The organism is Pseudoalteromonas sp. M8 (genome assembly GCF_018141365.1).
Classification (GTDB): Bacteria; Pseudomonadota; Gammaproteobacteria; order Enterobacterales; family Alteromonadaceae; genus Pseudoalteromonas.
This window is the reverse complement of sequence record NZ_CP047239.1, coordinates 633,044-655,964: the sequence shown is the minus strand read 5'-3', so window position 1 is coordinate 655,964 and position 22,921 is coordinate 633,044. Positions and strand designations below refer to the sequence as shown.

Below are 22,921 nucleotides of genomic sequence, written 5' to 3'. Positions count from 1 at the left end.
TTTGCAAGCTTGTTTTGTTTTTATGTTGCTAAAATGATTTTATTAAAATGTAAGTTATTGAATGATGGTGTTTATTTAAATTTTTGTTGTGAATTTTTTTGTTCGACAGAATTTTCAGGCGAAGTTTTTGATAAGCTCAGCTTTATAGAATATCGGTTGGTGACAAAGGATTATTATATGGATTACTTACGTCAGTATAACGATCTTAATATTTATTATGAGGCGTTAAAAAAAGCAAGTAAGCAAGGCTCAGATGTGCCAGAGTCCACGGCTAAATGGTTAGCGTTAGTGGAGACCACACTATTTGAGCTACAAGAGCTTGCCTATATGGAGAAAGCATATATGCAAAAGTCTAAAACAATGAGTAATTTAGTCGACCTTGTTTATGCCAGTGCACCAACGATGGAGTAGTGTTTTTAAGCCAAGTATTTTCGGTGGAGGGGATGTGCATTACTGGCATCCCCTTTTTTAAAATAGGTTAGCAGTTTATTTTACTGGGGGCGATTTCAAACTGCGATAAAATAAAGTGGTAACGCGCTCTTCTGGTAGCCAATTAGCATAGTTAAGATTAAGTATTTGTAGCGGACGCGCGGCTACAACTTCTTCCAAGCTTGTATTATTTTTCATTGCATCTAGCATAATCGTTTTCGCTTTTTGTAATAGTGCCAGATAATCTTGTAAATTTTGTTTATCTGTTACAGGGCCATGGCCCGGTATGACGGTGGTCTTGTCGCCTATTTTCTCTATCACATCTTGTACTGCTGCAATTATCCCGTTTAAGGAGCCGCCGCTGTCGACATCGACAAAAGGTAAGCTGCCTAAATTAAAATAGATATCGCCCATATGTACGGCATTTGCTCGGTCAAAAAAGATCACTGCATCGCCATCGGTATGGGCGTGATGATAATGCCACAAGTGAGCATGCTCTTGGTTAAAGTGGAGCTTCATATCACTGCCAAATGTCAAGGTTGGCAAGTAGTCAGAACCGTTACCATGTTTTTGTTCTAACCGCTTGTATACATTGTGATGCGCGATAACATGGCTGCCCGCTTGTGCGAAATTTTCGTTGCCTCCTGTATGGTCGCCATGATGATGGGTATTAATAACAAACTCAGGTGCATTGGGTTGGATTGTTTTGATTTTTGCTTTAATTTGTTCACTGAGTTTAGCGAACTGATCATCGACGATATAAACGCCATCTGAGCCCGAACTTATGGCAATATTACCGCCTTGCCCAAATAGCACATGAAGGCCCCTTGCAACCTCTTGCAACTTAAACTCAACGTCATCAGCTTGTGCGTTTGAAATGTTTATCAATCCAAGCGCGATCGCAGTGAATGAATTTCTTACTAATTTAATCATGATCCATCCTTTTTGTTCTATTTTTTGTTTATTTCTATAAAGCAGTGGCTTAAGGTGTTTTATCATGCGTGCAGATTCATTCGTCTGCCGCTGCTGCGTTGTCTATTACCTGCCTCAATGCAGCATCCATCTTTAGGATAAAATCTTGTTTAAATGGATATTTTTCTTCAAACCCTTTCAAGTACCCAATGTGGGCAGTGCGACGCATTACTATTTTATCTTCAACAATATTACTGGTGTTTAAACTTGGTGTTATCTGCGACATTTTATTAATACCAAGTAAAGTGGAAAGTCGATCATTGACGTAACAATCAACGCGCCCACGTGCGAGCTTTTCGATATTTGAACGTGTGCTTTTGTTTTCCCAAAGTTGAATAAGTCCTTGTTTTTGCGCTTCCATTAGGCTTTCATCTAAGATGATATAACCGGCATTAATGCCAATATTAAGTACTCTTTCTGGTTTTACATGAGGCAAGTGCTTTAAGGTGATCCCTTGATTGCAAAAGGCAACCACCACCTCTTCTTGAAGGGGAATGGAATACGGCCAGATATAGGGGCGTTTTTTGATATGAATATAAGGTGGCATTAATGCCATTGCTTCGCCGGATGCCATTGAGGAAACGCCTCGCTTCCATGGTACCGCTTGCAAGTTAACTTGATATTCATGACTCAGCAAACGCGCTGCTTGCTTTACAATATCGACATAGATGCCATAAAGCTCGCCGTTAATTTGATAACTATAAGGCGGATAAGCATCGTCGACCAAAATGGTTACCTTGATAGGTGCTGAGTATTCAGGTTTATGGGGAACGGCGTTAGATAAGAGCGGCAGAAAAATACAGCAGCAAATAAAAACCAAGCGAAATAAATTCATTTTTCACTTATGTACGTAGTAGTCATTTTTTAAATATAGCCAACAAATAGCGAGTTTGTTAGGTGAAGGTACTAAACTTGTGTTATGGAGAGCTTAGGCTATAAATGCCTAATATTTACTTATTTAATATGCTTCATTGTTGCTTGATTGAAGTACTTAGGTATTGACACTGCTAAAGTATATTTAACCTGAGCTGCGGATAATTAATGCCTTTCTAGCAGCCAGTTTTAGCGCTAACTGCGTTGAATTCACTTCCAATAGCCAGCTATTGGTGCGTAAATTCGCCTTGCCTACAGGATGTAGGTACCTTAGCGAGAGCAGGACGCGGAAGCGGTGTTTTCCCTAAAACTCTCTGGCTAGACAAGGAAAAAACTAAGTTATGCTTTAGCAACAATGAGTTGGAACATTCCTTATCCAAACCTCAGGTTATTTAGATCTTTTTAGGGCAGATGTGTACTAAAGAAAGTTAGTTGAATAGTTTAGCAAGAGGTAGTCAAAGGAGGCTGAAGCCCCCTTGTATGATACGACCGATGACTACAGTTTATTTTCAGCGAGTGCGATAAAGAAACTATAACTTAATGCGACATCGTGGATACGCTTAAAGCGACCAGACGCACCACCGTGGCCGGCTTCCATATCAGTTTTTAGCAGCAGTAGATTATCATCTGTTTTGTATTCGCGTAGCTTAGCGACCCATTTCGCAGGCTCGAAGTACTGCACCTGAGAATCATGCAAACCCGTGGTTACAAGCAGGTTTGGATATGCTTGGGCTTTAACTTGATCGTAAGGTGAGTAAGACAGCATGTAATCAAAATACGTCTTCTCATTTGGGTTGCCCCATTCGTCGTACTCATTTGTGGTCAGCGGTAGCGTTTCGTCCAGCATGGTATTGATCACGTCAACAAATGGTACAGCTGCGTGTACACCATCATATAGTTCCGGCGCTTGGTTAATGACTGCACCCATTAATAGGCCACCTGCGCTGCCACCTCTGGCATAAATACGTGAAGCATCACCATATTTTTGCTCAACGAGTGCTTTTGTGACATCAACAAAGTCGTTAAAGGTGTTCTTTTTATTTAATTTTTTGCCGTTATCGTACCAAGGACGGCCAAGCGTTTCTGAACCACGAATATGCGCAATAGCATAGACAAAACCACGATCTAAAAGGCTTAAACGGCTTATAGAGAAAGTTGGCTCAACATTAGAACCGTATGAACCATAACCGTATTGTAGTAGCGGGTTAGAACCATCTTGCTTAAACTTATCTTTACGATAAACAATTGAAACTGGTACTTTTATGCCGTCACGTGCGGTGACAAAAATACGTTCAGATTGGTAGTTTTCAGGTGCAAAGTCACCCAATACTTTGTCTTGCTTTAATAGTGTTTTGTCTAAACTAGCAAGGTCGACATCATACACAGAAGCCGGGGTCGTCATACTCTGATAACCAATTCTTACTGCGCCTGCGTCTAAATTTGCATTACCAGTTAAATATACTGCGTAAGCCGGGTCGTTAAAGGTTAAACGCTTGCTTTCGTTATTATCTAAATTTAATACGGTGATTTGGCTAAGGCCATTTTCACGCGTTTCGTAAACAAGGTGCTGATTAAATAGCTCAAAGCTATCTAGTTTTGCATCGGCATTGTGCGGTACAACGGTTTGCCATTTTGAAATATCACTTGCATCACTGGCTTTAACGCGCATCAGCTTAAAGTTTACGGCACCTTTGTTGGTGTGGATATAGTACCAGTCGCCAAGTTTAGCAATGCTATATTCATGACCACTTTCTCTTGGAATAAAGCGCTCAGGAGTTGCTTTTGCATTATCTGCGTCTAGTAAAGATACACCTGATGCCTCGGTGCTGGAATGGTGAATGTATATTTTGCTCTTGTCTTTACTCTTTGAGATATAGGTGTAATAGCTGTTATCTTTTTCTTCGTAAATCAGTTCATCTGTGCTTTGCGCTGTGCCTAGAGTATGACGGAATACTTGATAACCGAGCAAAGTAACCGGATCTTTTTTGATGTAATAGATGGTCTTGTTATCGTTCGCCCAAACGATAGGGCCTGACGCACCTTCGATTGTATCGTCCAGTAACTTACCTGTTGTTAAATCTTTGATTCGGATAGTATAAATTCGACGACTTACTGTATCTTCAGCAAAAGCTAATAGATTTTCGTTGGTTGAAACGGAAATACCACCGACACCGTAGTAGTTTTGACCTTCAGCGCGGATATTCGCATCAAAGATAGCTTCCGCATTTTTACCATCTTTGTGTTCACTGCGGTAATAAGTGAAGTATTCTTTGTCACCCTCAGTGGCACTAAAATAATAATAACTGCCGTTTAGTACCGGCACGCTGCGGTCATCTTTAACCACTTTGTTCTTTATTTCTTCAAATAAGGTTTGTTGTAGTTGCTCTGTGTTTACGAGCTTGCTGTCGGTATAGGCATTTTCTTTGGTTAAGTGTGACAGCACCTTTTCATCGCTTCTAGTATCGTCTCGTAGCCAGTGATAATTATCGACAAGTTCTTGACCGTGAATGGTCGTCTTGTGTGGGATCTTTTCTGCAACTGGCGCCACAACGGCTGCGGACTGTTCTGCTTTAACGTCAGATGTTGCGTTTTGAGATGGCGCTTCTTGACAACCAAGTACAGCAACCAAAGATGCTGCTACTAATGTAAATTTAAATTTCTTCATTTTTATTCTTCTGTAATAAATCAATCCATCCATCGAGTCTATCTAGTTCTTATTATAAGGACAACTAATTGAGACGATATTTTATAACAATTGTAGAGACTGGGTTTAGCCATTCGAAACGTAAGCGACTTAATTAATATCAAAGCGGCCAACCAAACGCTCTAAGTCTTTGGCTAAGCTAACTAATTGGTCAGCACCTGCGTTTAATGCTGCCGTTTCTTCTCCGACTTGTCGTACGGAAACATCCACCGAGTCAATCAAACGTCTAGTGTGGCCTGCATTTTCTCCTTGTAATGAGGCTTGTGACGCTATATTTGAAACCGAAGTTTTAATTCTCGACACTGCCTGAGCGATATCAGTAAACGCTTGCTGAGCGCTTTGTGATTGTTTGATAGCTGTCTCAGACTCGCCTACGCTCGACGTCATTTGGGCCGATACCGTCCTCGTTTGTGCGATGAGGTTGGTTAACACTTGCTCTATTTCCTGTGTGGCGTCATGTGAGCGCTGCGCAAGCGTTCTTACCTCATCAGCAACCACTGCAAAGCCCCGACCTTGTTCACCTGCACGGGCAGCCTCAATCGCTGCATTTAATGCCAAAAGATTAGTTTGCTCTGCGATAGAACGGATCACCCCTAAAATATTAGTGATATCTTGGCTTTCACTTTCGAGTTGGTTCATGGCGTTGGCGGACTCAGCCAACGAATGATTAAGCCTCGCAACCTGCGATACGGTACTTTCTATTGTGCTGTTACCACGCTGAGCGTGATCGTCCGCAGTGACGACATCCTCTAAAGTATGACTGCAGCTTTCACTAATTTCGGTGGCAAGCTGCTCCACGGTTTCGGTAGTCGTAGTCGCGCTGGCGGAGTCTTCGGCCTGCGTATGGCATTGATTACGGATGTCGTTGATACTTTTTTGTGATCCTAACGCAGCATCATTCAATGTCGAGGCATTGCTTTGAATATCTTTTACGAGCGAGTTAATTGAGTCCAAAAATTTATTGAACCACGCGGCCAGCTCCCCAATTTCATCATGGGTGACGACTTTTAAACGTTTAGAAAGATTGCCTTCACCTTGTGCTATCTCTTTTAAGCCTTCAGACACCATTTCAATAGGTTCAACTATCTTATTGGCAAGCGTTATTGCAATGATAATAAACAGAATTACCATGATGAACGCGATAATAGTGATACTAATCGTCATATCGTAAGCTGAAGCCAAGATTTCATCTTCATCAATCACCGCGATAAATTGCCAGCCAAGGGTGTCGGAGCGATAAATCTTAGCGTCATAGGTTTTGTTATCAGTTTCAATGGTAAGGTAGGGTTCGTTTGTGGCGCTTCGTATAGCCTCGTAGAGTGGGCTAGTGAGATCTTTAATGTGTTTAAAGTTGTTATTTTTATTTTTAGGATCGGCAAGTACAGTGCCGTCGGCATCAAGGAGGATTAAATACCCAGACTCCCCAAGACGAATATTGCTAACAATATCGGTCAGTGTAGCGAGTGTTACATCTAATGATTGCACGCCAATCACTTTGCCATCATGCTTTATACCTGTGGCAACCGAGACCATGGCTTGCCCCGTTACCCCTTGATAAGGCTCGGTAAGGATAACTTTGCTTGGATCTTTTGAAGCATTTTGATACCAAGGGCGTTTTCTTGGATCGTAATCGCCAAGGGGCTCTGCAGGATACTGAATAAAACCACCGGAACCAGTGCCAAGATACACAAACAGTAATTCTTCATGGGTTTGCCCAAATGCGCGGTAAAGCTCAAAAATATTGGCTTCTGTTTGACCGTTTTGTAGCGGGGTCATGGGCTTCTCTGCACCAAAATAAGTAGTGGTATCTTGGCTTACTTGCTGCACGGCCTTAGACTCGGCGAGGAAGCGTGCATTTTTCTTCATCTGCTCAAAAAACAGTACAAAAGACTGTTCGGCTTGCCGTATCTCATTGCCGGAAGCATCAAGAAATTTATCGAGAGAGTCACTTTTGGTCTGAGAAATGCTGACCACAGAAATCGCTAAAATAGGAATGATCACAGTGAGAACAAAGCTAATAATGAGCTTTTTGCGCATTTTCATACAGACAACCCTTAACTATCCGAGTGTTTTTATTATGCTCCTAGGAGGAGCGCATATTCTCAGGGCAAAATCTGAGCCACGGGTGTGGCTCGTTCAAATCCGTATTATAAACACTTTGCAGTGGTAAATTTGACCAATCAACGCGCTTCAGAAATTAAAACTAATTTTACCCCTCTAATAGGTTTAGCATTGGATCTCATGTTTTTTAAGTAATTTGTAAAAATCAGAGCGATTACGTTGCGCAAGTTTTGCAGCTTCCGATACATTCCCTTCGCAAAGCGCCAGTACTTTTTGGATGTAGTCATACTCAAATTGGCGTTTTGCTTCATTTAACCCCGTAAACGCATTCTGCTCTTTATCCTTAGGCAGGGCTTTTTGTACGATATCTTCAGTGATCATTTTACCCGGAGTAATAGCAACACAGTGCTCTACGATATTATGGAGCTGACGGATGTTACCCGGCCAATGATAATTCAACAAATGCGTAATACTTTGTTGGTTAAATTGCTTTTCGCCATCGCTAAGTGCACTTAAGAAGCGTGATGCAAGTAGTGGAATATCTTCCAATCGCTCTCTTAAGCTTGGGATTTCAACAGATACCACGTTTAAGCGATAGTATAAATCTTCACGAAATTGCTTTTCGGCAACGGCGCTTTGAATGTTCTTATGGCTTGCAGAGACAAAACGAACATTGACCTTGTGCTCGGTTTGGCCGCCCACAGGGCGAACGGTGCGTTCTTGTAAAACACGCAGTAGCTTAACTTGCAAATCAAGCGGCATATCACCAATTTCGTCGAGGAATAGGGTGCCACCATCTGCTGCTTGTACTAAGCCTTCTTTGTCGCTCACCGCGCCGGTAAACGCGCCTTTTTTATGGCCGAATAGTTCAGACTCCAACAGGTGAGCGGGCATTGCGCCACAGTTAATTGCAATAAATGGGCCCTGCGCTTGGTTACTGGCCAAATGGATTGCTTTTGCTGTCACTTCTTTACCGGTACCGCTCTCGCCTTGGATAAGAATGTTTGCGTTGCTGCTGGCTAGCGCCTGAATTTGCTGTACCAATTGACGCATTGCGGCACTTTGGAATAACAATCCATGGAAGTTATTTGGATCCGAAGTTTGTGCGGTTCTTACTTTTCCTGCAAGCGCCTCATTGATGACATCGAGCATTTGCTGAGAGTCAATGGGTTTGGTTAAAAAGCTCACAAAGCCTTGCTGCATGGCGTCAACAGCGTCAGGAATAGAGCCGTGAGCGGTCATCATCACAACGGGCATGCCGGTATAATACTTCTTTATTTGCTCATTAAGTTCAAAGCCGTTCATGTGCGCCATTTTCAAGTCGGTGATGACCAAGTCGATAGGCATTTGCTTGAGGATATTTAACGCTTGCGTACCGCGATGAGCTACTTCAACGTCGTAGCCGTGGCTTTCTAAACGCATGGCCAGTAGCTCGGTTAAAGATGTATCGTCATCCACTAAAAGTAACTTTGCGCCCTGTTGTGTTTGACTCATAGTGAATCCTCCTCAAGTGATGGGTTTTCAGAAAGATCGGTTTCTAAACGTTGTTTTTCTATGTCGGCAAGCTTTTGTTTCAGCTCGGCAAGCTGCTTTTGGGTTTGTAACAATTGCTCTTGGTGCTGTTGCGCCTTATTGTCAGAGTAATAATTACTGATTTTTTGCTCACGAAGGCTTTGGGTATGCCAAGCTAACGACTCAAACCAAATGTTGTAATCTTCTGGCCAGTAATCTTGTAGTTTTACTTCTTCAATGGCTTTAAGTTGCTTGGTTGTTGAGTCTGTACCGCAATAGGTGTGAATAAAGCCTTGTAAGTGCAGCGCACCTTTATAGTAATCGTTAAATGTCACGTTATGTTTTTTAGCGCACTGGCTGACTAAGGCTTTGATCACCTCAGCTAAAGGCACAAATTTAGCGCTGGTTTCTGTTTTTACAGGGCCAATAAACTGCTTTGTTTGCTCGACCTTTTGCTCTGTTGTGGCACAACCACTGAGCAAAAATAGCGTGATACTTAATGCGATGTATTTCATTTTGGATCCCTTTTTGGAAAGGCGACTTGAATACTGGCGCCAGATTCTACTGATAGCCATTTCACATCGCCTTTTAATTGCTTCACACACTCAGAGACAATGGCTAAACCTAAGCCACTGCCATTATTATTTTTATTTTTCTCACCACGAACAAACGGTTGGAATAATGAATCGGCCTCATTGACGTCGATGCCATCACCATCGTCACGGACTATCAACAATACATCACCATTTTGCTCTTCAATTGAAATAGTGACATTGCTTTTAGCATGATCGATGGCATTGCTCACTAACTGAGTTAACACTAATTTGCACGGAAGATAAGGCACTTTTAGCTCATCATGATTTTGCCAGTTCACTATCACATCAGTCTTTCCTAGCTTATCGCCAAGATGCTTAGAGACTTCCTCTTGGATAAGATTCATTTCGGCGTCGTGATGTAGACTATCTGGGTGACTGGCTGCACTATAGCTGAGCAAATCATCGATCAATGAGCCAAGCTTTGCAACAGAGTTTTCCATAATGATGAGAATACGTTGTTGTTTTGGATTAACATCTCCTAGCAATCCACTATTTAATAAGCTGCTTCCTTCGTTTAGCGATGCTAAAGGGGTTTTAAGCTCATGAGTAACATGGCGCAAGAAGGTTTCTTTTTGTTGTTGAATACGCTTAAGTTCGAGCCTTAACCAATTTAGCCTGTCACCCAATTGCTGCAATTCATGACTGCCAGAGAGTTCAACCGACTTATCAAAATTACCTTTACCTACCTCAGATACCGCAGATTCTACCTGATTAAGTTGCTGACAAATCCGGTTGATCAAAAAGATGCTGATCACGATAAGGGTGGGTAGCAAGATAACGAGACCAAACATAAACCATGTTTGCAGCTGCACGAAATGGGATTCTTGATCTGATAAGCGCTTATTAAGTGTTTGTTGAAAGCTTTCCTCGAATTGATTAAGCACCTTAACCAATTGTTGGAACTCTTCAGCTTTTGAAGTGGCATTGATTTCATCTGGCGCGAATTGTCGCCATTTAGCAACAAACAGCGAGTCGGGTAGATTTATTTTTAATAATTGAATGCGTTTTTTGGTATTTTGCCACTTCTGCTCGATGCTTTCTTGCAGTGTTTCACTTTGCAGCAGCTGATTATTTTGCAGTGCTTTTTCAAGCGCACTGATATCTGCTTTCACAAAGTTGTATTCAAGAATAAGTTTTTGATTTTTATTATAAATATCCTGTGTTTTTTGTTGGTTTTTGGACAGTGCCTGGGCGTACCACAAAGTCAATGTGAGTATTGGAAGCACACCAATAAACATGGCAATAAGTGCCTGTTTTTGTAATGACTGAGAAAAAATTTTTTTCACGATGCTAAATCCTTTAAAAGGGTGCACAAATTTCAATCAAATGGTGTTGCGAGATTTGCAAAATTTTCTACCCAAAAATTTACCTGTTGCAAAGCTGCGACAATCTAACTTCAAGAAAAATAAAGACTTTTTATTTTTCGCTTTTTTAACTGTTGCCATTTAGCAACAGTCAGCCTTAATCCAACCTTAATCTTTTTAAGTGATTTAACTTAACTCATTGATAAACGGTATTTTTTCAATGTTGGCATCAAAGTTGGAATAGTTATCTCGAAAGCGAAAAACGAAACGCAAAAACAAATGCAAAATCAGTTTTAGCTTTAACAGCAAAATGTTTAACACAGAATTTAGTTTTTAATCTTACGAGGAAAGCACGATGAAAAATTTAGCAATCGCAGTATCAGCAGCAGTAATGACTTTGGCATCAGTAGGTGCACACGCAAACACGGATTTCGACAAATTAGACATGAATGGTGACGGTTACATCTCTATTGAAGAAGCAAAAGCAGATGAAGGCCTTCTTGCTCAATTCAACGAGCTCGACGCTGACCAAGACGGTCAACTAAGCCAAGCAGAATTTGATAACTACGAAGGTTAATTCGCCCAGTTATCGCATCACTTTAATCGTTTAGGAGAAGATCATGAAAAATTTACTAGCAGCACTTTCAATTACAGGTATGACATTAGTTTCAGCATCGGCAATGGCGATGGATGACTTCGAAAAGTACGACACAGATGGCAGCGGCACGATCAGCATGAGTGAGGCGCAGGTTAACCCTAAGTTAGCTGAGCAATTCAAGACACTTGATGTTGACGGTAACGGCGAGCTAAGCGAGTCAGAGTACGAGCACTTTGAAGGCTAATTTGAAAGTTTGGTATCGGTGAGTCTTCGGACTCTCCGCCAAGACTAAATTTTAAGGAGAATATGATGAAAAATCTATTCGTAGCAGTTTCCCTAGCGGGTCTATCAATGGCATCAGTTAATGCGATAGCTGGTGACGACTTCGCCAAATACGATGCCGATGGTAGTGGCACAATCAGCATGAGCGAAGCGAAAGTAAATCCCAATCTTGTTGAGCAATTTACTCAGCTAGACGGTAACGCTGACGGCGAGTTAAGTGAATCAGAATTCGCAAATTTTAAAGGCTAATCAATAGCCCTCCAATTTTATAAAACGAACAGTATTTAAATTTTTGAGGAATAAATGATGAAAAACGTACTAATTGCACTTTCAATCACAGGTTTATCTTTTGCTTCTGTTAATGCAATGGCGGGTGAAGACTTCGCAGCGCTAGATACAGATCAAAGCGGCACAATCAGCATGAGTGAAGCACAAGCGCATACTGCACTTGCAGAGCAATTTAAAGCGCTAGACGTTGATGCAAATGGCGAGCTAAGCGAAACAGAATTCGCAAACTTTAAAGGCTAAACAGTAGCCCTCCAATTTTATAAAACGAACAGTATTTAAATTTTTGAGGAATAAATGATGAAAAACGTACTAATTGCACTTTCAATCACAGGTTTATCTTTCGCGTCTGTTAATGCAATGGCGGGTGAAGACTTCGCAGCGCTAGATACAGACCAAAGCGGCACAATCAGCATGAGTGAAGCACAAGCGCATACTGCACTTGCAGAGCAATTTAAAGAACTAGACGTTGATGCAAACGGCGAGCTAAGCGAAACAGAATTCGCAAACTTTAAAGGCTAAACAGTAGCCCTCCAATTTTATAAAACGAACAGTATTTAAATTTTTGAGGAATAAATGATGAAAAACGTACTAATTGCACTTTCAATCACAGGTTTATCTTTTGCTTCTGTTAATGCAATGGCGGGTGAAGACTTCGCAGCGCTAGATACAGATCAAAGCGGCACAATCAGCATGAGTGAAGCACAAGCACACACTGCACTTGCAGAGCAATTTAAAGCGCTAGACGTTGATGCAAACGGCGAGCTAAGCGAAACAGAATTCGCAAACTTTAAAGGCTAATTAGAGCTGGAGAAGTAGATTTACCTGCGCAAGGGAGTGACAGAGGAAAAGGAACTGATGTCAGGGAGCAGGGAATAGAGTTCAAAGATTATGATTATTGTTGAGTTATTTGGCAACATTACTGATTTGTTCAACTAAGCGCCTTTTTCGGGCAAGTTTAAACAAACTGGTATAAAGGAATACTTACAGCGAGGCATCGCTATCAGAATCTTTGAGCTCCAAATTGAGAGTTTGGATGTCATTAGGGAAGTAAAGTGAAGGATCATAGTCGGTAAGAGTAAGGCGGTTATTCGCACCGCACCCAAAGCTTGGCTTAATAGCCAAGCTTTTTTTGTTTGTTTTTCAGGCTCTTCCGGTTTACTTAGCTGAACTTAAATCATTAATCATTTCTTGCTTATTTAAGCTTTTAGGTTCAGTGGTTGAAAAATTTAGGGCGACCGTGTGTTTACTCTTGGATCAAGTATATTGATCCAAGAGTAAAAACTGATTATTACAATGTTGGGTTGGGAGCAGTCTAGCTAAACCTCAACTTGCGGACGAACCCTGCTAGCAATAGCAGAGACAGTAAGTAAACGGGCATACTTCCGCCACTCTTGCTCTTTGGTTGCTCTTTATCAGTATTGTCTTTGTTGTCGTCAGCTTTTGTCGTGTCGACATTAAGGGTAACATTGCTTGGCTCTGAATAACTCACGCCATCAAACACTCGATACTGAAAGTTTACTTCATAAGTAGCATCATTTTCTGGGGTATAAGACATCAGCCCCGTATTACGGTTTATCTCGACCACACCTTTATTTGGTTGTGATACCAATTCGTAAATAAGCGGGTCTGAATCAGCATCCTGAGCTAAAAGCGTGACACTCATCACTCCAGACTGATTGACCTCGAACTCGACTGGCGGTGCCTGCGGTGTTGTATTCGTATGGTTTACAGTGATGACTTTCTCAATGTGTAGACCATGTTCATTACTCACATTCACGATAAGCATTGCAGGCTCTAACGTTGAAGTCGATGGTGTATATGTAAATTCACCCGTTGCTGTATTACTGAAGACAAACTCACCTGAAGCAGGTGCGCTAGTCACTCCGAACTGAAGAACAGTATTTTCGTCTATGCCTGATAATGACAATGTGCCATTAAGCGGAGTACGCCAGTGGGCAGAAAGTGAACTAGATTCAATAAGAAGTGGAGTTCCTTCAATATTAATAGAGACTAAGACGCTTTCGGTAGTTTTTCCTCCAACAGTCATGGAAAGTTCAAACTGGTCTAGTCCGACTTCGCCTGTTGTGGGTGTATAGTTGAAATGACCCAGCGCTCTATCTGAGAAAGAGATATTGCCTTTGCTCGGTGCTTTAGAAATATAAAAGCGATAGTTAAAAGCATCTTTTTCATCTAATAAGGCAAAATTTACGGGGGTAAATTTGTTGGTATTAAACTCAGCTGCACTCAGCTGAAAAGGCTGCTCAGTACTTTCTGAAATTTTATATAATTCTCTGCCATTATCATGTCGTACTAGCCAATAAGTATCCTGATCAATTATTTTAATATCTGCATGGGTTGCGACCACATCAAGGCTTACCAGCTTACTATATTGTTGGCTAGCCAACTTAAAGGTACCCAATTCATTTTCACAGGTAATATGGAGTTGGCCGTCAAGGTGTTGCTCGATATCAATTAATTTCGACGATGCACATAAGGTCGTGATTTCTTGTTTGCTTCCTTGTGCAGAAATGGACTGCAAAGTGCCATTTTGCGTTGTCCCGTAAAGCTTTTCTACCGCGTTATTGGTAAACGTGTGGAGTGATTTAAGATCGCCGAGGTCCAGTGATGAGTGGCTGTTTTGAACAAGGTTATAGATTGTCGTTTGATTTTTATGTTTGAATACTAACTCTTTAACACCATCACCATCAAAGTCTATTGATGCTGTTAATCCTGTCTTGTAGTTGGGCTCAGCAACCAGTGAAATGCTATATTTAGCCACGTCACTATTAAAGTCTTTGATTTCGAATGGCTTTGTAATGTCAAGTATTAAGTGATTATTTTGGCGAAGATACTCAGGGTTATTATCACCATCAATATCACCCAAGAACTGAAAATATCCAAGAATAGGTTTTGTAGTGTATGACGAGCCATCCATATTCATTATTTTAGTTTTATAAATATATTCGTCATATGGTTCACCTCTGGTCTGATATACAATTTTATCAACAAGGTTGCTTCCAAAAGAATCAACAGAAATTTTTGTCAACTCTGACCGTTGCGTTGTACCTTTGCCCGCAATTTCTTTTGCCCATAATTCACTTTGCGTGATAGGGGAAATATTGCTGAATGTTACAATATCATGGACTATAAACGCTGGGTCCGGAGTGCCCCAGGGAAAAGCGGCTGCTGTAATCTTTTTATTTACATCAATAATTCTTAATTCACCATCTTGGTTGGCTAAATACACATCACCATTGAATCCCAGTTCAGTTATTTCACCAAATAAAACTTCTTCGACGTGAAGTTTAGTCTTTTGCTCAATCTTTTCTTTTTTCTCATCACCATACAAGTCTAAATAGCTATAGATATGGTGATAGGTATTAGGTTGATAATCTCCACCTCCTTCTGTGAAACTTTTACCGATAACCTCTTTTTCTCGAGTTAGGTAGTTATAGTATTCTAAATCTAAAGCGTAACGATCATAGGGGTAACCGCGACCGCTAAAAACTTCCGCATTAAGTTGATATAAAGTGTTGTTGGACGTTGATGAACGACCATACTTTGAATAGCCAGGCTCCTGCTTACAACTTTCTAGAGAATTCCCTACAGGCCAAATAACACTGCCGTTTTTTACGTCGATCGTACAGTCCTTATTAACTACTTCATCTGTTCCATCATCGTTTATATCTTTAGTAAATAAATAGGTGCCTGTTACCGCAAGCGTACCAACTTGATTTATTTCATTATCTTGAATTCGGTAGATTTTACCGTCCCATGTCAGCATTTCATTGAGCAGACGATTGGTAAACTTCCCAACAACAAATTCATAGTGTGGTAAGTTGTAGTGCGCTTTGGTTTCTAGTGTGTGCATATCGAGTGTAGACATACTGTTTTCATTTATCAGCATGATTTCGACGTCACCATCGTTATCTATGTCTTTAAATTTAACGATATCAGCGGTTACATTTGGGAGCGCTTTTACATATTTTCTGGCAGTTAAATTGAGAAGGTGTACGTTTTGTACCTGACTTATAACAACAGCAAAGTGATTATCAGATCGCCTATCATAATAAATTTCGAAAGAATCTATTGATTCATTGTCGCTCTCGATTTTTATTGAATCAGTCAGTGTTGTTTTTATATCTTCATTTTCAGAAGGTGTATTTACAATATACAATCGTTGCTTGTCGTTATTAATCATTGCAACGATGTCTTTTTTATTATCATTATCAACATCGATGATTCTTATATTGCTCAAATCTCTAAAGCTTGAGAAATGCTTTATCTTCTCGACGTAAGCCTGTGATTGTTGGGTTGCTAATAGCAAGGTGAGAAGTGTTGACGTGATGAAAAATTTCATGCTATTCCTTTAAACTACTATAGTATCAAAGCACTTTGATACTGAAGTACTTTGATTAGGTTGTAGAAGGTAGGTTAGCATAGTTTACTTTGATCTGTAACTGAATTGGGGAAGGTAACGGAAAAAGCGAATGTTACCTTTTTAGCAGCTCTTAAAAAATAAGTATGTTACGACACTATGTTTGCTTGTTTTTAGGGTTGCTTTGCACCGCCAGCTCATACATTTTTTACAAACAAAAAAGTCGCCCGAGGGCGACTTGGAAACGTGACATCATGTAAAAACAGGGGGAAGTGATCTCAATCGATTATTTATTTTCGATGAGATTGCCTTTGCCAATTTCAATCTTTCTCGGCTTGAGTGCTTCTGGAATTTCGCGCTCAAGGTCGATGACTAACAGGCCGTTTTCAAGTCCTGCGCCAATCACTTTGACGTGATCGCCAAGTTGAAATTTACGCTCAAAGTTACGCTCTGCGATGCCTTGATGGATAAATTTACGCTCAGCTTTGTCTTCTTTGTTTTGCTTTTCGCCTTTCACTGTCAGAGTATTGTTTTCTGACTCAAGGCTAAGCTCTTGCTCGGTAAATCCGGCAACAGCCATGGTAATTTGGTATTTGTCTTCACCGGTGGCTTCAATGTTATATGGCGGAAAGCTTGGTTGCTTTTCGTTGCGTGATGCTGCATCCATTAACTGTGCTAAATGGTCAAAACCGATGAATGAACGATAAAGTGGAGATAGGTCTACTGTACGCATAATTTGTATCCTCATAAAGCGATAATTAAGCTATTTATTGCTTCTATTAAAGCCAATAAATAGCATATAAAACATTTACTTAGTTTGGGTTGGGACCCTGTCGGCGTCCTCACAATACTATCTATGGACGAGGCAAATATTTTTCAAGAAACTTTTTTAAAAAAGTTTTTATTTACCTGAATTTTATAAGATTCTTTTTCAAGAAAATTGTCTTTGCAGGTAAAGAAGCACCATCTGATGCCTCTTTTTTATTGCGTCATTTAGGACTTAAGTTTTGCTGTCTCAACATAGAGACTTGATCAAACCCTATTCCCCAGTCGTCAGTTTCAACTTCTTCTATAACGACAAAAGTAACATGTGGCGCTTTATCAAGGACATCCACCATAAGCTGAGTTGCACCTTTTATTAAGGCTTGCTTCTGAGCAGGTGTAACGCCTTCCTTCGTGATTTTAATATTGATGATTGGCATTGGTTATCTCCTACAGATCATCATACATTTTGTTGACGATACGCCATTGTCCATCTTCTTTAAGTAAACCAATAAAGTCGATATAGTGATGTTCAAACAGTGGGCAATACAGCTTGACCATTGCTTGATGGTTTACAACATCCACCGACAAAATACGGTAATTAAAAGCAGCGCTTTGGCTTTCGGGCGTTTGTCGAGATGAAACCAAATCTAGCCACTGTGATTTGGTGCGCCTCATTCCAGGAGCTTTGAGCACCGCGTCAACGTGGAAAACTGCATCCAACTTTTTAATATCTCCTTGGTGTAGCCCGTCAAAATATTGTTGAATAACCGCAGTTACTTTGTCTAAATCCTGTAGTTTGAAAATAGGCTTAGTCATATTAAGCTCATGCGTCTGTACTGTGTGCTTGTTCAGCTGCTATCGAGGCGATATAGCTGGGCCTTGCCTCAACTGCAGCTAACATTTTGCTGACTTTTTCTGGAATGATAATGTCGACTGGAAAATAGGTGCCCCAACGCGCATATACAGCCAGCATGATATCCGCAGTGGAAACCTGATCGCCGCCTAAAAATGATTGCTGCGCTAACTTTTTCTCGACTAACACCCATAATTCGTTGATGGCAACCGCTGCCGCTTCTAAAAATGGCTGGCGTGCATGCTCATCAGCGATTGCGCCTGTGGCAAAAAACAGACGATTGTAAGCCGGGTGCATAGTAGCATTGGCAAACAGAATGTTTTCTATCGCTTGTTGCTTTTGAAGAACATCAGCTTGAGGAAGAAGGTTATTTTCGTGTTTATTGAGTAGATAAAGTAGGATTGCAGCGCCTTCTACTAAGCAGTTTTCGCCATCGTTAAGAACCGGGATTTTACCTGTTGGGTTAATGGCTAAAAAGTTATCAACACCGCGTTTGTCAACCAGTTCGAAGGGTTGTTTTAATTCTCTTAATATGACTTGCGTTGCTAGCGCACAAGCACCTGGTAAGTAATATAACGTATACATAATGGTTTTCCTCATTTGCTTCTTGGCTAAAAGACAAGCTCAGTGTATAAACTAGGTGTTGTTTGATATATAGCTACAATGAGAACCAAGAGTTCACATAGTGGAAACAATAATCAAGGAAAGTATGAATAAGCTACGAGCGATAGAAATGTTTGTAAAACTGGCTGAGGTACGCAGTTTTACTCGTGTTGCAGAGCAATATAATACATCCAAATCCATGATCAGCAAGGAGATCAGCCGACTAGAAGCTGAGCTTGGTGCGCGGCTTATACATCGCACCACGCGCAATTTGCAGCTCACGCATGTGGGAGAAGGCTATTTGCAGCGTGCTAAGGATATTCTCAATAAGTTAGAGGATGCAGACACCTTCATACAAGAGTCGCAGCAAGCACCAAAAGGTAAGCTAAAGGTGAATGTGCCAATGGTGCTTGGGATCACTGACTTGGCAGCAATGTTCGCCGATTTTATGCAAGCGTATCCCGATGTCGACCTTGAAATACATTTAGGAGATGAGGATATCGACTTAGTAGAGCAGGGATTCGATTTAGGTTTTCGGGCTTCCAGTCGTCCGTTTGACTCAAGTTATATAGGAAAAGAAATTACTCAATTTAGCTATCATGTATGCGCCTCACCACAATATTTAGCGAGTCACCCTGCTATCGAATCAGCACCAGATTTAATTCATCATAATTGTTTTGAATACAGCTATTCAAAACGCAGGAACTTATGGCCATTAGACGAAGGTGTGCGAATAAAAGGCTCCCTTAAAGTGAACAATGTCCTTTTTATGTTGCAGGCAATTAAAAGCCATTTGGGAATAGGGGTTTTACCTGAATTTGCCTGTAGAGAAGCACTTGAAAAGGGTGAGATAGTCAGTATTTTGCAGCACGCTGACAAGCCAACGCTAGCCTTATATGCACTGTATCCCGCACGCCAATTTGTGCCAGCCGCGGTACTTCAATGTATCGAGTTTTTACAGGCTTGGTTTAAGCGTGACGGGCACTGATTGTTAAGCAAATAAGGTGGTTTACATTTCTTCATTACTTTGCCACATTAACTACTGGCTTAAATGATGGAACAATCAATGAAATGTGATAAACAAAATGCCAATCGAAAAATAGGTCTGGGGCTGGCTATCGGCGCAGGAATTGGCACAGCCGTGGGCGTTGCATCTGGGCAAATCATGTACACCTTACCTATCGGCATTGCGATGGGAATATTGATTGGACGTAAGTATTTTTAATCTAATGAGCTACTCGCTACGTATCTTTGCTTTTAATTAGGGGAAGGTTAAGCAAGTGCAATTTAGTGACTCAGAAATTTCCAGGATCATTGAAATGGCGTGGGAGGATAGGACGCCATTTGAAGCTATCGAACGACAGTTTGAGCTCAGTGAACCTGAAGTGATCAAATTGATGCGTTGTAGCCTAAAACCCAGCAGTTTTAGGCTATGGCGGCAACGAGTAAATGGCCGTAACACTAAGCATATTAAACTTAGAAGCAAAGCGGTCAATCGCGGATATTGCAAAACCCAATACAAACAAAGATAACGCGTTATCTAAACCTTTGGGTATTAGTCTTTGCTTTATTGAAGGTCGCTTGCAAGTAAGCCGAATAGTGCAGAGTCTGAGACTTCACCAGCAATTTCCCAGCGAGCACGTAAGTGACCTTCTTTAGTAAATCCAAGTTTTGTTAGCACTTTGGCTGAGCCGATATTAGCGGGATCAATTTCAGCTTCAATACGCCTCAACTGCAGTGTTGAAAAAGCATAGTTAATGAGTGCAGAGCCCGCTTCTTGAATGACACCTTGCCCCCAGTGAGATTTGGCAATACCAAAGCCAATTTCGGCGCGACGTGACTCTTTATCCCAGCTAAAAAGTAAACATTTACCAATTAATGTTTCATCACTTTTCGAAACAATGGCCAGTGTGATCGCTTGTTGCGTAGTCAAATCTTCATGTGATTGCTTGATAAATTGCGTTGCATCCTCAAGGCATTCCCAAGGTGGCGTGTTCCAATAGCGCATGACGTCTGCGTCTGAGAATATGGCAAATAGCGCTTCGGCGTCTTGTGAGGTTAGGGGTCTAAGTGTGAATCGCTCGGTGTCGAGTTGGATTGTAGTTAATTGCAATATCTTTTTTCCTTGATAAAAAAGGGCGCAAATTCGCGCCCCAAACAATAAGCTGCTTGCTTACTTATTTATTTGCGTCTTTAACGGCTTTTAGCTTCGCCGCGTGGTCAATTTCATAATCTGGCATGTCTTTTTTGCCTTCGATTAGGTAGTTGTCCATCCAGCGCATCAAGCGCAAGCTGTAGTCGTATTGAGCCGCAGCTTTGCGGTTACCGTGGCCTTCGCCTGGATAGTAAACTAGACGTACGTCTTTACCTTGCACTTTCATATAGCGATATAGCTCCATAGACTGTGCTGGGTGTACTCGCGGGTCATCTTTACCATGCATAATGAGTAATGGCGTCTTTGATTGACCAGCCCAGTAAATCGGACTGCGCTCTAGGTACCACTGCCACTTATCCCAAGGGTAAGAGCGAGCGTGCACTAAGTACATTTCGTTTGAGATATCGGTAGTACCAAACTTAGATAGTTGGTTCGTTACCCCAACAAACATCACGCTTGCTGCAAAGTGTTCGGTTAGTTTTGTAGCACCCCAAGCTGAGGCATAACCGCCGTAAGAGCCACCAGTAATACCAACACGCTTAGTGTCTACTAAACCGGTATTGACTAGGTATTCTTTCATATCTACTAAGTCGTCAAACTCTTTACCTGCGTAGTCGCCTTGGCCAAGTTTTGAGTAATTAACGCCTTTACCTGTCGAACCACGGTAGTTTGGATAGAATACCGCATAGCCGCGTGCTGCGCCCATTTGACCCGGATCTGAATAGCTCGTGAGCCAGCCATTCTTATCGTGGCTTTCAGGACCACCGTGCACCGACATGATCAGTGGATAACGTGTACCTTCTTGGTAATCAAGTGGATAAATTAATACGCCACCAATTTCAACGCCATCGCGGGCTTTGAAGTTAATAGCCTCTTGTTTTGCAAAACGTTTGTTGTCTAACCACGGGTTTGAGTTTGATAGACGAGTTGCCTTGCTTGAGCGGATCACAAACACTTCATTTGGGTGCTTAGCGGTATTTGCACGTAGGGCAATGGTTTTGTCTGAGTCAGAGATAGATAGATTCGATGCGATAAATTTACCTTCTTTGATAAGTTTCTTGTATTTGTTTGAGCCAACTTTAATTTGGCCAACAAAACTCTCAGCGCCGACGTTTGCGACAAAAGTCAGCTGGTTTTTGCGGTTTGACCACTCAAAATCACCGATGTGACCCATAAAGTTTGGGATCCACTCTTCTACTTTGCCGCTTTGTGCATCGGCAAGGTATAAGCGACCAGTTGCCGGGTCATGCTTGTCTTCAGCGCCTAAAATCGCGATGTATTTACCATCGTGAGAAAACTCTGCGGTACCAAGCTTACCTTCTGTTTTGAACGAAGTGGTAATTTGTTGTGTTTTTGCATCAAGTACATGCCATTGTGATTTCATGTACTTGTCATCAATAAGCGCTGTTGGCTGGGTTTTTACCAGTAATTTAGAGGCATCGTCAGCCCAGTTGATTTCACTAACATAACCTTCGATGTTTAGTGCCGCTGGGGTCAATGGTTTTTCTGACGCTGCAAGATCAATGATATGAAGCTGTTTGTTTTTTAAACCCAGTTCATACACTTCAGCCATAAAACCAAGCTTTTTCAGCTCTTTTTCTGACTTATCGGCAGCTGGCATTGCAAGGATTGCAACCTGTTTGCCATCAGGGCTTAGGCTATAAGCCGAGATCCCAGTTCCTTTTAGTGAAAGCACTTTCTGTGCTTCCCCACCGTTTACCGCGATGCGATAAAGGGCGCGTTGCTTGTCTTCTTTTTTCTTGGTTAGGAAATAAATGAACTGACCGTCGGCCGACCAAGAGATGCTTGAGATGCTCACTTTACCGGTGATAAATGGGCGCTCTACACCTTCGTCGTCAACCACATAAAGTTCACTGTAATTAGAACCATTTTGGTCAACGTAAAGCTCGCGCGGTACCGAGCGAGTAAAAGCAACGAGTTCGCCGTCAGGACTCACCGACGTTGAGCTTACCGATTGGATCTTTGGGATGTCTTCAATAGTGATGGTATCGCTTGCGAGGCTTGCAGCACTGGTGAAGCCCATTGCTAAAGCCAAAGCAGACTTAAGTAGTTTCATTATTTATCCTAAATTTTCATTCACTTGTTGTAACTTCAAGATGAAGTTTTTAGGCATTCTACTTGTCACCAGAATAAAAACCAATGTTTGCGATTAATTGTCGGTTAAGTCTGATAAAGCAAAACCGTTATCTTTTATAGGCCAAAATTCAGCGCGCCTGAATAATCAGCCTGAAACGGCATTAGGTGATTAAGTGCATACGAAATGTTGCCTTTGTCATCCATGATGTAGATAGAAGCACCACAGTGTTTGCAAAAACCATGCTCTTGGATGGTTTGAGCTTTCGAATGCGGCACCACAAATCGTTCGAGAGATTTACAAGGGTTTTCGATCAGACCGTGAGCCTGAATAAACTGCACACCAGTGCATATTTCGTTGGCTGTTGTCGTGGTGAAAATACGATAGTGGATCTGGCCGCAGTGGCACGACGTGGTGATCATGTTGATGTCCTTTGTTTTCTTTTGAGTTAAG

General features: G+C 41.4%; 25 protein-coding genes. 10 read left to right on the top strand and 15 right to left on the bottom strand.

What is annotated here, in order from left to right; translation table 11 throughout:
* Nucleotides 1-177 precede the first annotated feature (177 nt).
* Nucleotides 178-411, top strand: a complete 234-nt coding sequence (locus tag GSF13_RS02600) for a hypothetical protein (RefSeq protein ID WP_010604282.1) — start codon at nt 178-180, stop codon at nt 409-411.
* Nucleotides 412-486: 75 nt separating this feature from the next.
* Here GSF13_RS02600 and GSF13_RS02595 read toward each other — a convergent pair whose 3' ends face one another.
* The 7 genes from GSF13_RS02595 to GSF13_RS02565 form a co-directional block, all read right to left on the bottom strand.
* A complete protein-coding gene (locus tag GSF13_RS02595; protein WP_211865004.1) occupies nt 487-1,362 on the bottom strand; it encodes an MBL fold metallo-hydrolase in 876 nt (291 codons plus the stop codon).
* A 76-nt stretch (nt 1,363-1,438) separates the two neighbouring features.
* The gene (locus GSF13_RS02590) at nt 1,439-2,236 is read right to left on the bottom strand and encodes a transporter substrate-binding domain-containing protein (protein WP_102058492.1); all 798 of its coding nucleotides are present in this window, start codon (nt 2,234-2,236) and stop codon (nt 1,439-1,441) included.
* A 534-nt stretch (nt 2,237-2,770) separates the two neighbouring features.
* The gene (locus GSF13_RS02585) at nt 2,771-4,939 is read right to left on the bottom strand and encodes a S9 family peptidase (RefSeq protein ID WP_211865002.1); all 2,169 of its coding nucleotides are present in this window, start codon (nt 4,937-4,939) and stop codon (nt 2,771-2,773) included.
* Between the two features lie 129 nt (nt 4,940-5,068).
* A complete protein-coding gene (locus tag GSF13_RS02580) occupies nt 5,069-7,021 on the bottom strand; it encodes a methyl-accepting chemotaxis protein (RefSeq protein ID WP_211865000.1) in 1,953 nt (650 codons plus the stop codon).
* 183 nt (nt 7,022-7,204) lie between these two features.
* A complete protein-coding gene (locus GSF13_RS02575; RefSeq protein WP_102058495.1) occupies nt 7,205-8,533 on the bottom strand; it encodes a sigma-54 dependent transcriptional regulator in 1,329 nt (442 codons plus the stop codon).
* Nucleotides 8,530-9,066, bottom strand: coding sequence for a hypothetical protein (locus GSF13_RS02570; protein WP_010604276.1), 537 nt, complete (start codon nt 9,064-9,066; stop codon nt 8,530-8,532). The genes GSF13_RS02575 and GSF13_RS02570 overlap by 4 nt, the downstream gene beginning before the upstream one ends.
* Complete coding sequence (locus GSF13_RS02565) at nt 9,063-10,433, bottom strand: sensor histidine kinase (protein ID WP_174169422.1); 1,371 nt, start codon at nt 10,431-10,433, stop codon at nt 9,063-9,065. The genes GSF13_RS02570 and GSF13_RS02565 overlap by 4 nt, the downstream gene beginning before the upstream one ends.
* A 373-nt stretch (nt 10,434-10,806) precedes the next feature.
* Between GSF13_RS02565 and GSF13_RS02560 the strand changes: the two genes are divergently transcribed.
* From GSF13_RS02560 to GSF13_RS02535, 6 genes are all read left to right on the top strand, one after another.
* The gene (locus GSF13_RS02560; protein WP_010369619.1) at nt 10,807-11,028 is read left to right on the top strand and encodes an EF-hand domain-containing protein; all 222 of its coding nucleotides are present in this window, start codon (nt 10,807-10,809) and stop codon (nt 11,026-11,028) included.
* 43 nt (nt 11,029-11,071) lie between these two features.
* Entirely contained in the window at nt 11,072-11,293 is a 222-nt protein-coding gene (locus GSF13_RS02555; protein ID WP_010604274.1) for a calmodulin, read from the top strand.
* A gap of 65 nt (nt 11,294-11,358) precedes the next feature.
* Nucleotides 11,359-11,580: an EF-hand domain-containing protein gene (locus GSF13_RS02550; protein ID WP_211865946.1), complete on the top strand. Its 222-nt coding sequence runs from the start codon at nt 11,359-11,361 to the stop codon at nt 11,578-11,580.
* 57 nt (nt 11,581-11,637) lie between these two features.
* Nucleotides 11,638-11,859, top strand: a complete 222-nt coding sequence (locus GSF13_RS02545; protein WP_017217565.1) for an EF-hand domain-containing protein — start codon at nt 11,638-11,640, stop codon at nt 11,857-11,859.
* Nucleotides 11,860-11,916: 57 nt separating this feature from the next.
* On the top strand, nt 11,917-12,138 hold the full coding sequence (locus GSF13_RS02540) for an EF-hand domain-containing protein (RefSeq protein WP_010604271.1): 222 nt from the start codon (nt 11,917-11,919) through the stop codon (nt 12,136-12,138).
* Between the two features lie 57 nt (nt 12,139-12,195).
* Complete coding sequence (locus tag GSF13_RS02535) at nt 12,196-12,417, top strand: EF-hand domain-containing protein (RefSeq protein ID WP_017217565.1); 222 nt, start codon at nt 12,196-12,198, stop codon at nt 12,415-12,417.
* 514 nt (nt 12,418-12,931) lie between these two features.
* Here the strand turns inward: GSF13_RS02535 and GSF13_RS02530 are convergent.
* The 5 genes from GSF13_RS02530 to GSF13_RS02510 all read right to left on the bottom strand — a co-directional run bounded on the left by GSF13_RS02530 (nt 12,932) and on the right by GSF13_RS02510 (nt 18,200).
* Entirely contained in the window at nt 12,932-15,979 is a 3,048-nt protein-coding gene (locus tag GSF13_RS02530; RefSeq protein WP_211865921.1) for an Ig-like domain-containing protein, read from the bottom strand.
* Between the two features lie 304 nt (nt 15,980-16,283).
* Nucleotides 16,284-16,730 carry an Hsp20 family protein gene (locus GSF13_RS02525; protein WP_010379331.1) on the bottom strand — a complete coding sequence of 149 codons (447 nt, stop codon included), beginning with the start codon at nt 16,728-16,730 and terminating at the stop codon, nt 16,284-16,286.
* A 256-nt stretch (nt 16,731-16,986) separates the two neighbouring features.
* Nucleotides 16,987-17,199 (bottom strand): 4-oxalocrotonate tautomerase family protein, encoded by a 213-nt coding sequence (locus tag GSF13_RS02520; protein ID WP_095728319.1) that lies wholly within the window; start codon nt 17,197-17,199, stop codon nt 16,987-16,989.
* A gap of 10 nt (nt 17,200-17,209) precedes the next feature.
* Nucleotides 17,210-17,578, bottom strand: coding sequence for a nuclear transport factor 2 family protein (locus tag GSF13_RS02515; RefSeq protein WP_174169420.1), 369 nt, complete (start codon nt 17,576-17,578; stop codon nt 17,210-17,212).
* A 7-nt stretch (nt 17,579-17,585) separates the two neighbouring features.
* Complete coding sequence (locus GSF13_RS02510) at nt 17,586-18,200, bottom strand: glutathione S-transferase family protein (protein ID WP_211865919.1); 615 nt, start codon at nt 18,198-18,200, stop codon at nt 17,586-17,588.
* 124 nt (nt 18,201-18,324) lie between these two features.
* On the opposite strand from GSF13_RS02510, the gene GSF13_RS02505 reads away from it, so the two are divergent.
* The 3 genes from GSF13_RS02505 to GSF13_RS02495 all read left to right on the top strand — a co-directional run bounded on the left by GSF13_RS02505 (nt 18,325) and on the right by GSF13_RS02495 (nt 19,750).
* Nucleotides 18,325-19,206, top strand: coding sequence for a LysR family transcriptional regulator (locus GSF13_RS02505; protein WP_211865917.1), 882 nt, complete (start codon nt 18,325-18,327; stop codon nt 19,204-19,206).
* Between the two features lie 78 nt (nt 19,207-19,284).
* Nucleotides 19,285-19,443, top strand: a complete 159-nt coding sequence (locus GSF13_RS02500) for a hypothetical protein (protein ID WP_019647622.1) — start codon at nt 19,285-19,287, stop codon at nt 19,441-19,443.
* Nucleotides 19,444-19,537: 94 nt separating this feature from the next.
* Nucleotides 19,538-19,750: a TIGR03643 family protein gene (locus tag GSF13_RS02495; RefSeq protein ID WP_045988026.1), complete on the top strand. Its 213-nt coding sequence runs from the start codon at nt 19,538-19,540 to the stop codon at nt 19,748-19,750.
* 35 nt (nt 19,751-19,785) lie between these two features.
* Here the strand turns inward: GSF13_RS02495 and GSF13_RS02490 are convergent, their stop codons facing one another.
* The 3 genes from GSF13_RS02490 to GSF13_RS02480 all read right to left on the bottom strand — a co-directional run bounded on the left by GSF13_RS02490 (nt 19,786) and on the right by GSF13_RS02480 (nt 22,890).
* Complete coding sequence (locus GSF13_RS02490) at nt 19,786-20,331, bottom strand: GNAT family N-acetyltransferase (protein ID WP_206472417.1); 546 nt, start codon at nt 20,329-20,331, stop codon at nt 19,786-19,788.
* Between the two features lie 64 nt (nt 20,332-20,395).
* Nucleotides 20,396-22,450, bottom strand: coding sequence for a S9 family peptidase (locus GSF13_RS02485; protein WP_211865915.1), 2,055 nt, complete (start codon nt 22,448-22,450; stop codon nt 20,396-20,398).
* 134 nt (nt 22,451-22,584) lie between these two features.
* Nucleotides 22,585-22,890 carry a hypothetical protein gene (locus tag GSF13_RS02480; RefSeq protein WP_010604263.1) on the bottom strand — a complete coding sequence of 102 codons (306 nt, stop codon included), beginning with the start codon at nt 22,888-22,890 and terminating at the stop codon, nt 22,585-22,587.
* Nucleotides 22,891-22,921: the final 31 nt, after the last annotated feature.

Excerpts from the sequence above, each read along its gene's own strand:
- GSF13_RS02600 (WP_010604282.1), top strand. The coding sequence starts at position 178 with ATGGATTACTTACGTCAGTATAACGATCTTAATATTTATTATGAGGCG.
- GSF13_RS02595 (WP_211865004.1), bottom strand. The coding sequence starts at position 1,362 with ATGATTAAATTAGTAAGAAATTCATTCACTGCGATCGCGCTTGGATTG.
- GSF13_RS02590 (WP_102058492.1), bottom strand. The coding sequence starts at position 2,236 with ATGAATTTATTTCGCTTGGTTTTTATTTGCTGCTGTATTTTTCTGCCG.
- GSF13_RS02585 (WP_211865002.1), bottom strand. The coding sequence starts at position 4,939 with ATGAAGAAATTTAAATTTACATTAGTAGCAGCATCTTTGGTTGCTGTA.
- GSF13_RS02580 (WP_211865000.1), bottom strand. The coding sequence starts at position 7,021 with ATGAAAATGCGCAAAAAGCTCATTATTAGCTTTGTTCTCACTGTGATC.
- GSF13_RS02575 (WP_102058495.1), bottom strand. The coding sequence starts at position 8,533 with ATGAGTCAAACACAACAGGGCGCAAAGTTACTTTTAGTGGATGACGAT.
- GSF13_RS02570 (WP_010604276.1), bottom strand. The coding sequence starts at position 9,066 with ATGAAATACATCGCATTAAGTATCACGCTATTTTTGCTCAGTGGTTGT.
- GSF13_RS02560 (WP_010369619.1), top strand. The coding sequence starts at position 10,807 with ATGAAAAATTTAGCAATCGCAGTATCAGCAGCAGTAATGACTTTGGCA.
- GSF13_RS02555 (WP_010604274.1), top strand. The coding sequence starts at position 11,072 with ATGAAAAATTTACTAGCAGCACTTTCAATTACAGGTATGACATTAGTT.
- GSF13_RS02550 (WP_211865946.1), top strand. The coding sequence starts at position 11,359 with ATGAAAAATCTATTCGTAGCAGTTTCCCTAGCGGGTCTATCAATGGCA.
- GSF13_RS02545 (WP_017217565.1), top strand. The coding sequence starts at position 11,638 with ATGAAAAACGTACTAATTGCACTTTCAATCACAGGTTTATCTTTTGCT.
- GSF13_RS02540 (WP_010604271.1), top strand. The coding sequence starts at position 11,917 with ATGAAAAACGTACTAATTGCACTTTCAATCACAGGTTTATCTTTCGCG.
- GSF13_RS02535 (WP_017217565.1), top strand. The coding sequence starts at position 12,196 with ATGAAAAACGTACTAATTGCACTTTCAATCACAGGTTTATCTTTTGCT.
- GSF13_RS02530 (WP_211865921.1), bottom strand. The coding sequence starts at position 15,979 with ATGAAATTTTTCATCACGTCAACACTTCTCACCTTGCTATTAGCAACC.
- GSF13_RS02525 (WP_010379331.1), bottom strand. The coding sequence starts at position 16,730 with ATGCGTACAGTAGACCTATCTCCACTTTATCGTTCATTCATCGGTTTT.
- GSF13_RS02520 (WP_095728319.1), bottom strand. The coding sequence starts at position 17,199 with ATGCCAATCATCAATATTAAAATCACGAAGGAAGGCGTTACACCTGCT.
- GSF13_RS02515 (WP_174169420.1), bottom strand. The coding sequence starts at position 17,578 with ATGACTAAGCCTATTTTCAAACTACAGGATTTAGACAAAGTAACTGCG.
- GSF13_RS02510 (WP_211865919.1), bottom strand. The coding sequence starts at position 18,200 with ATGTATACGTTATATTACTTACCAGGTGCTTGTGCGCTAGCAACGCAA.
- GSF13_RS02505 (WP_211865917.1), top strand. The coding sequence starts at position 18,325 with ATGAATAAGCTACGAGCGATAGAAATGTTTGTAAAACTGGCTGAGGTA.
- GSF13_RS02500 (WP_019647622.1), top strand. The coding sequence starts at position 19,285 with ATGAAATGTGATAAACAAAATGCCAATCGAAAAATAGGTCTGGGGCTG.
- GSF13_RS02495 (WP_045988026.1), top strand. The coding sequence starts at position 19,538 with ATGGCGTGGGAGGATAGGACGCCATTTGAAGCTATCGAACGACAGTTT.
- GSF13_RS02485 (WP_211865915.1), bottom strand. The coding sequence starts at position 22,450 with ATGAAACTACTTAAGTCTGCTTTGGCTTTAGCAATGGGCTTCACCAGT.
- GSF13_RS02480 (WP_010604263.1), bottom strand. The coding sequence starts at position 22,890 with ATGATCACCACGTCGTGCCACTGCGGCCAGATCCACTATCGTATTTTC.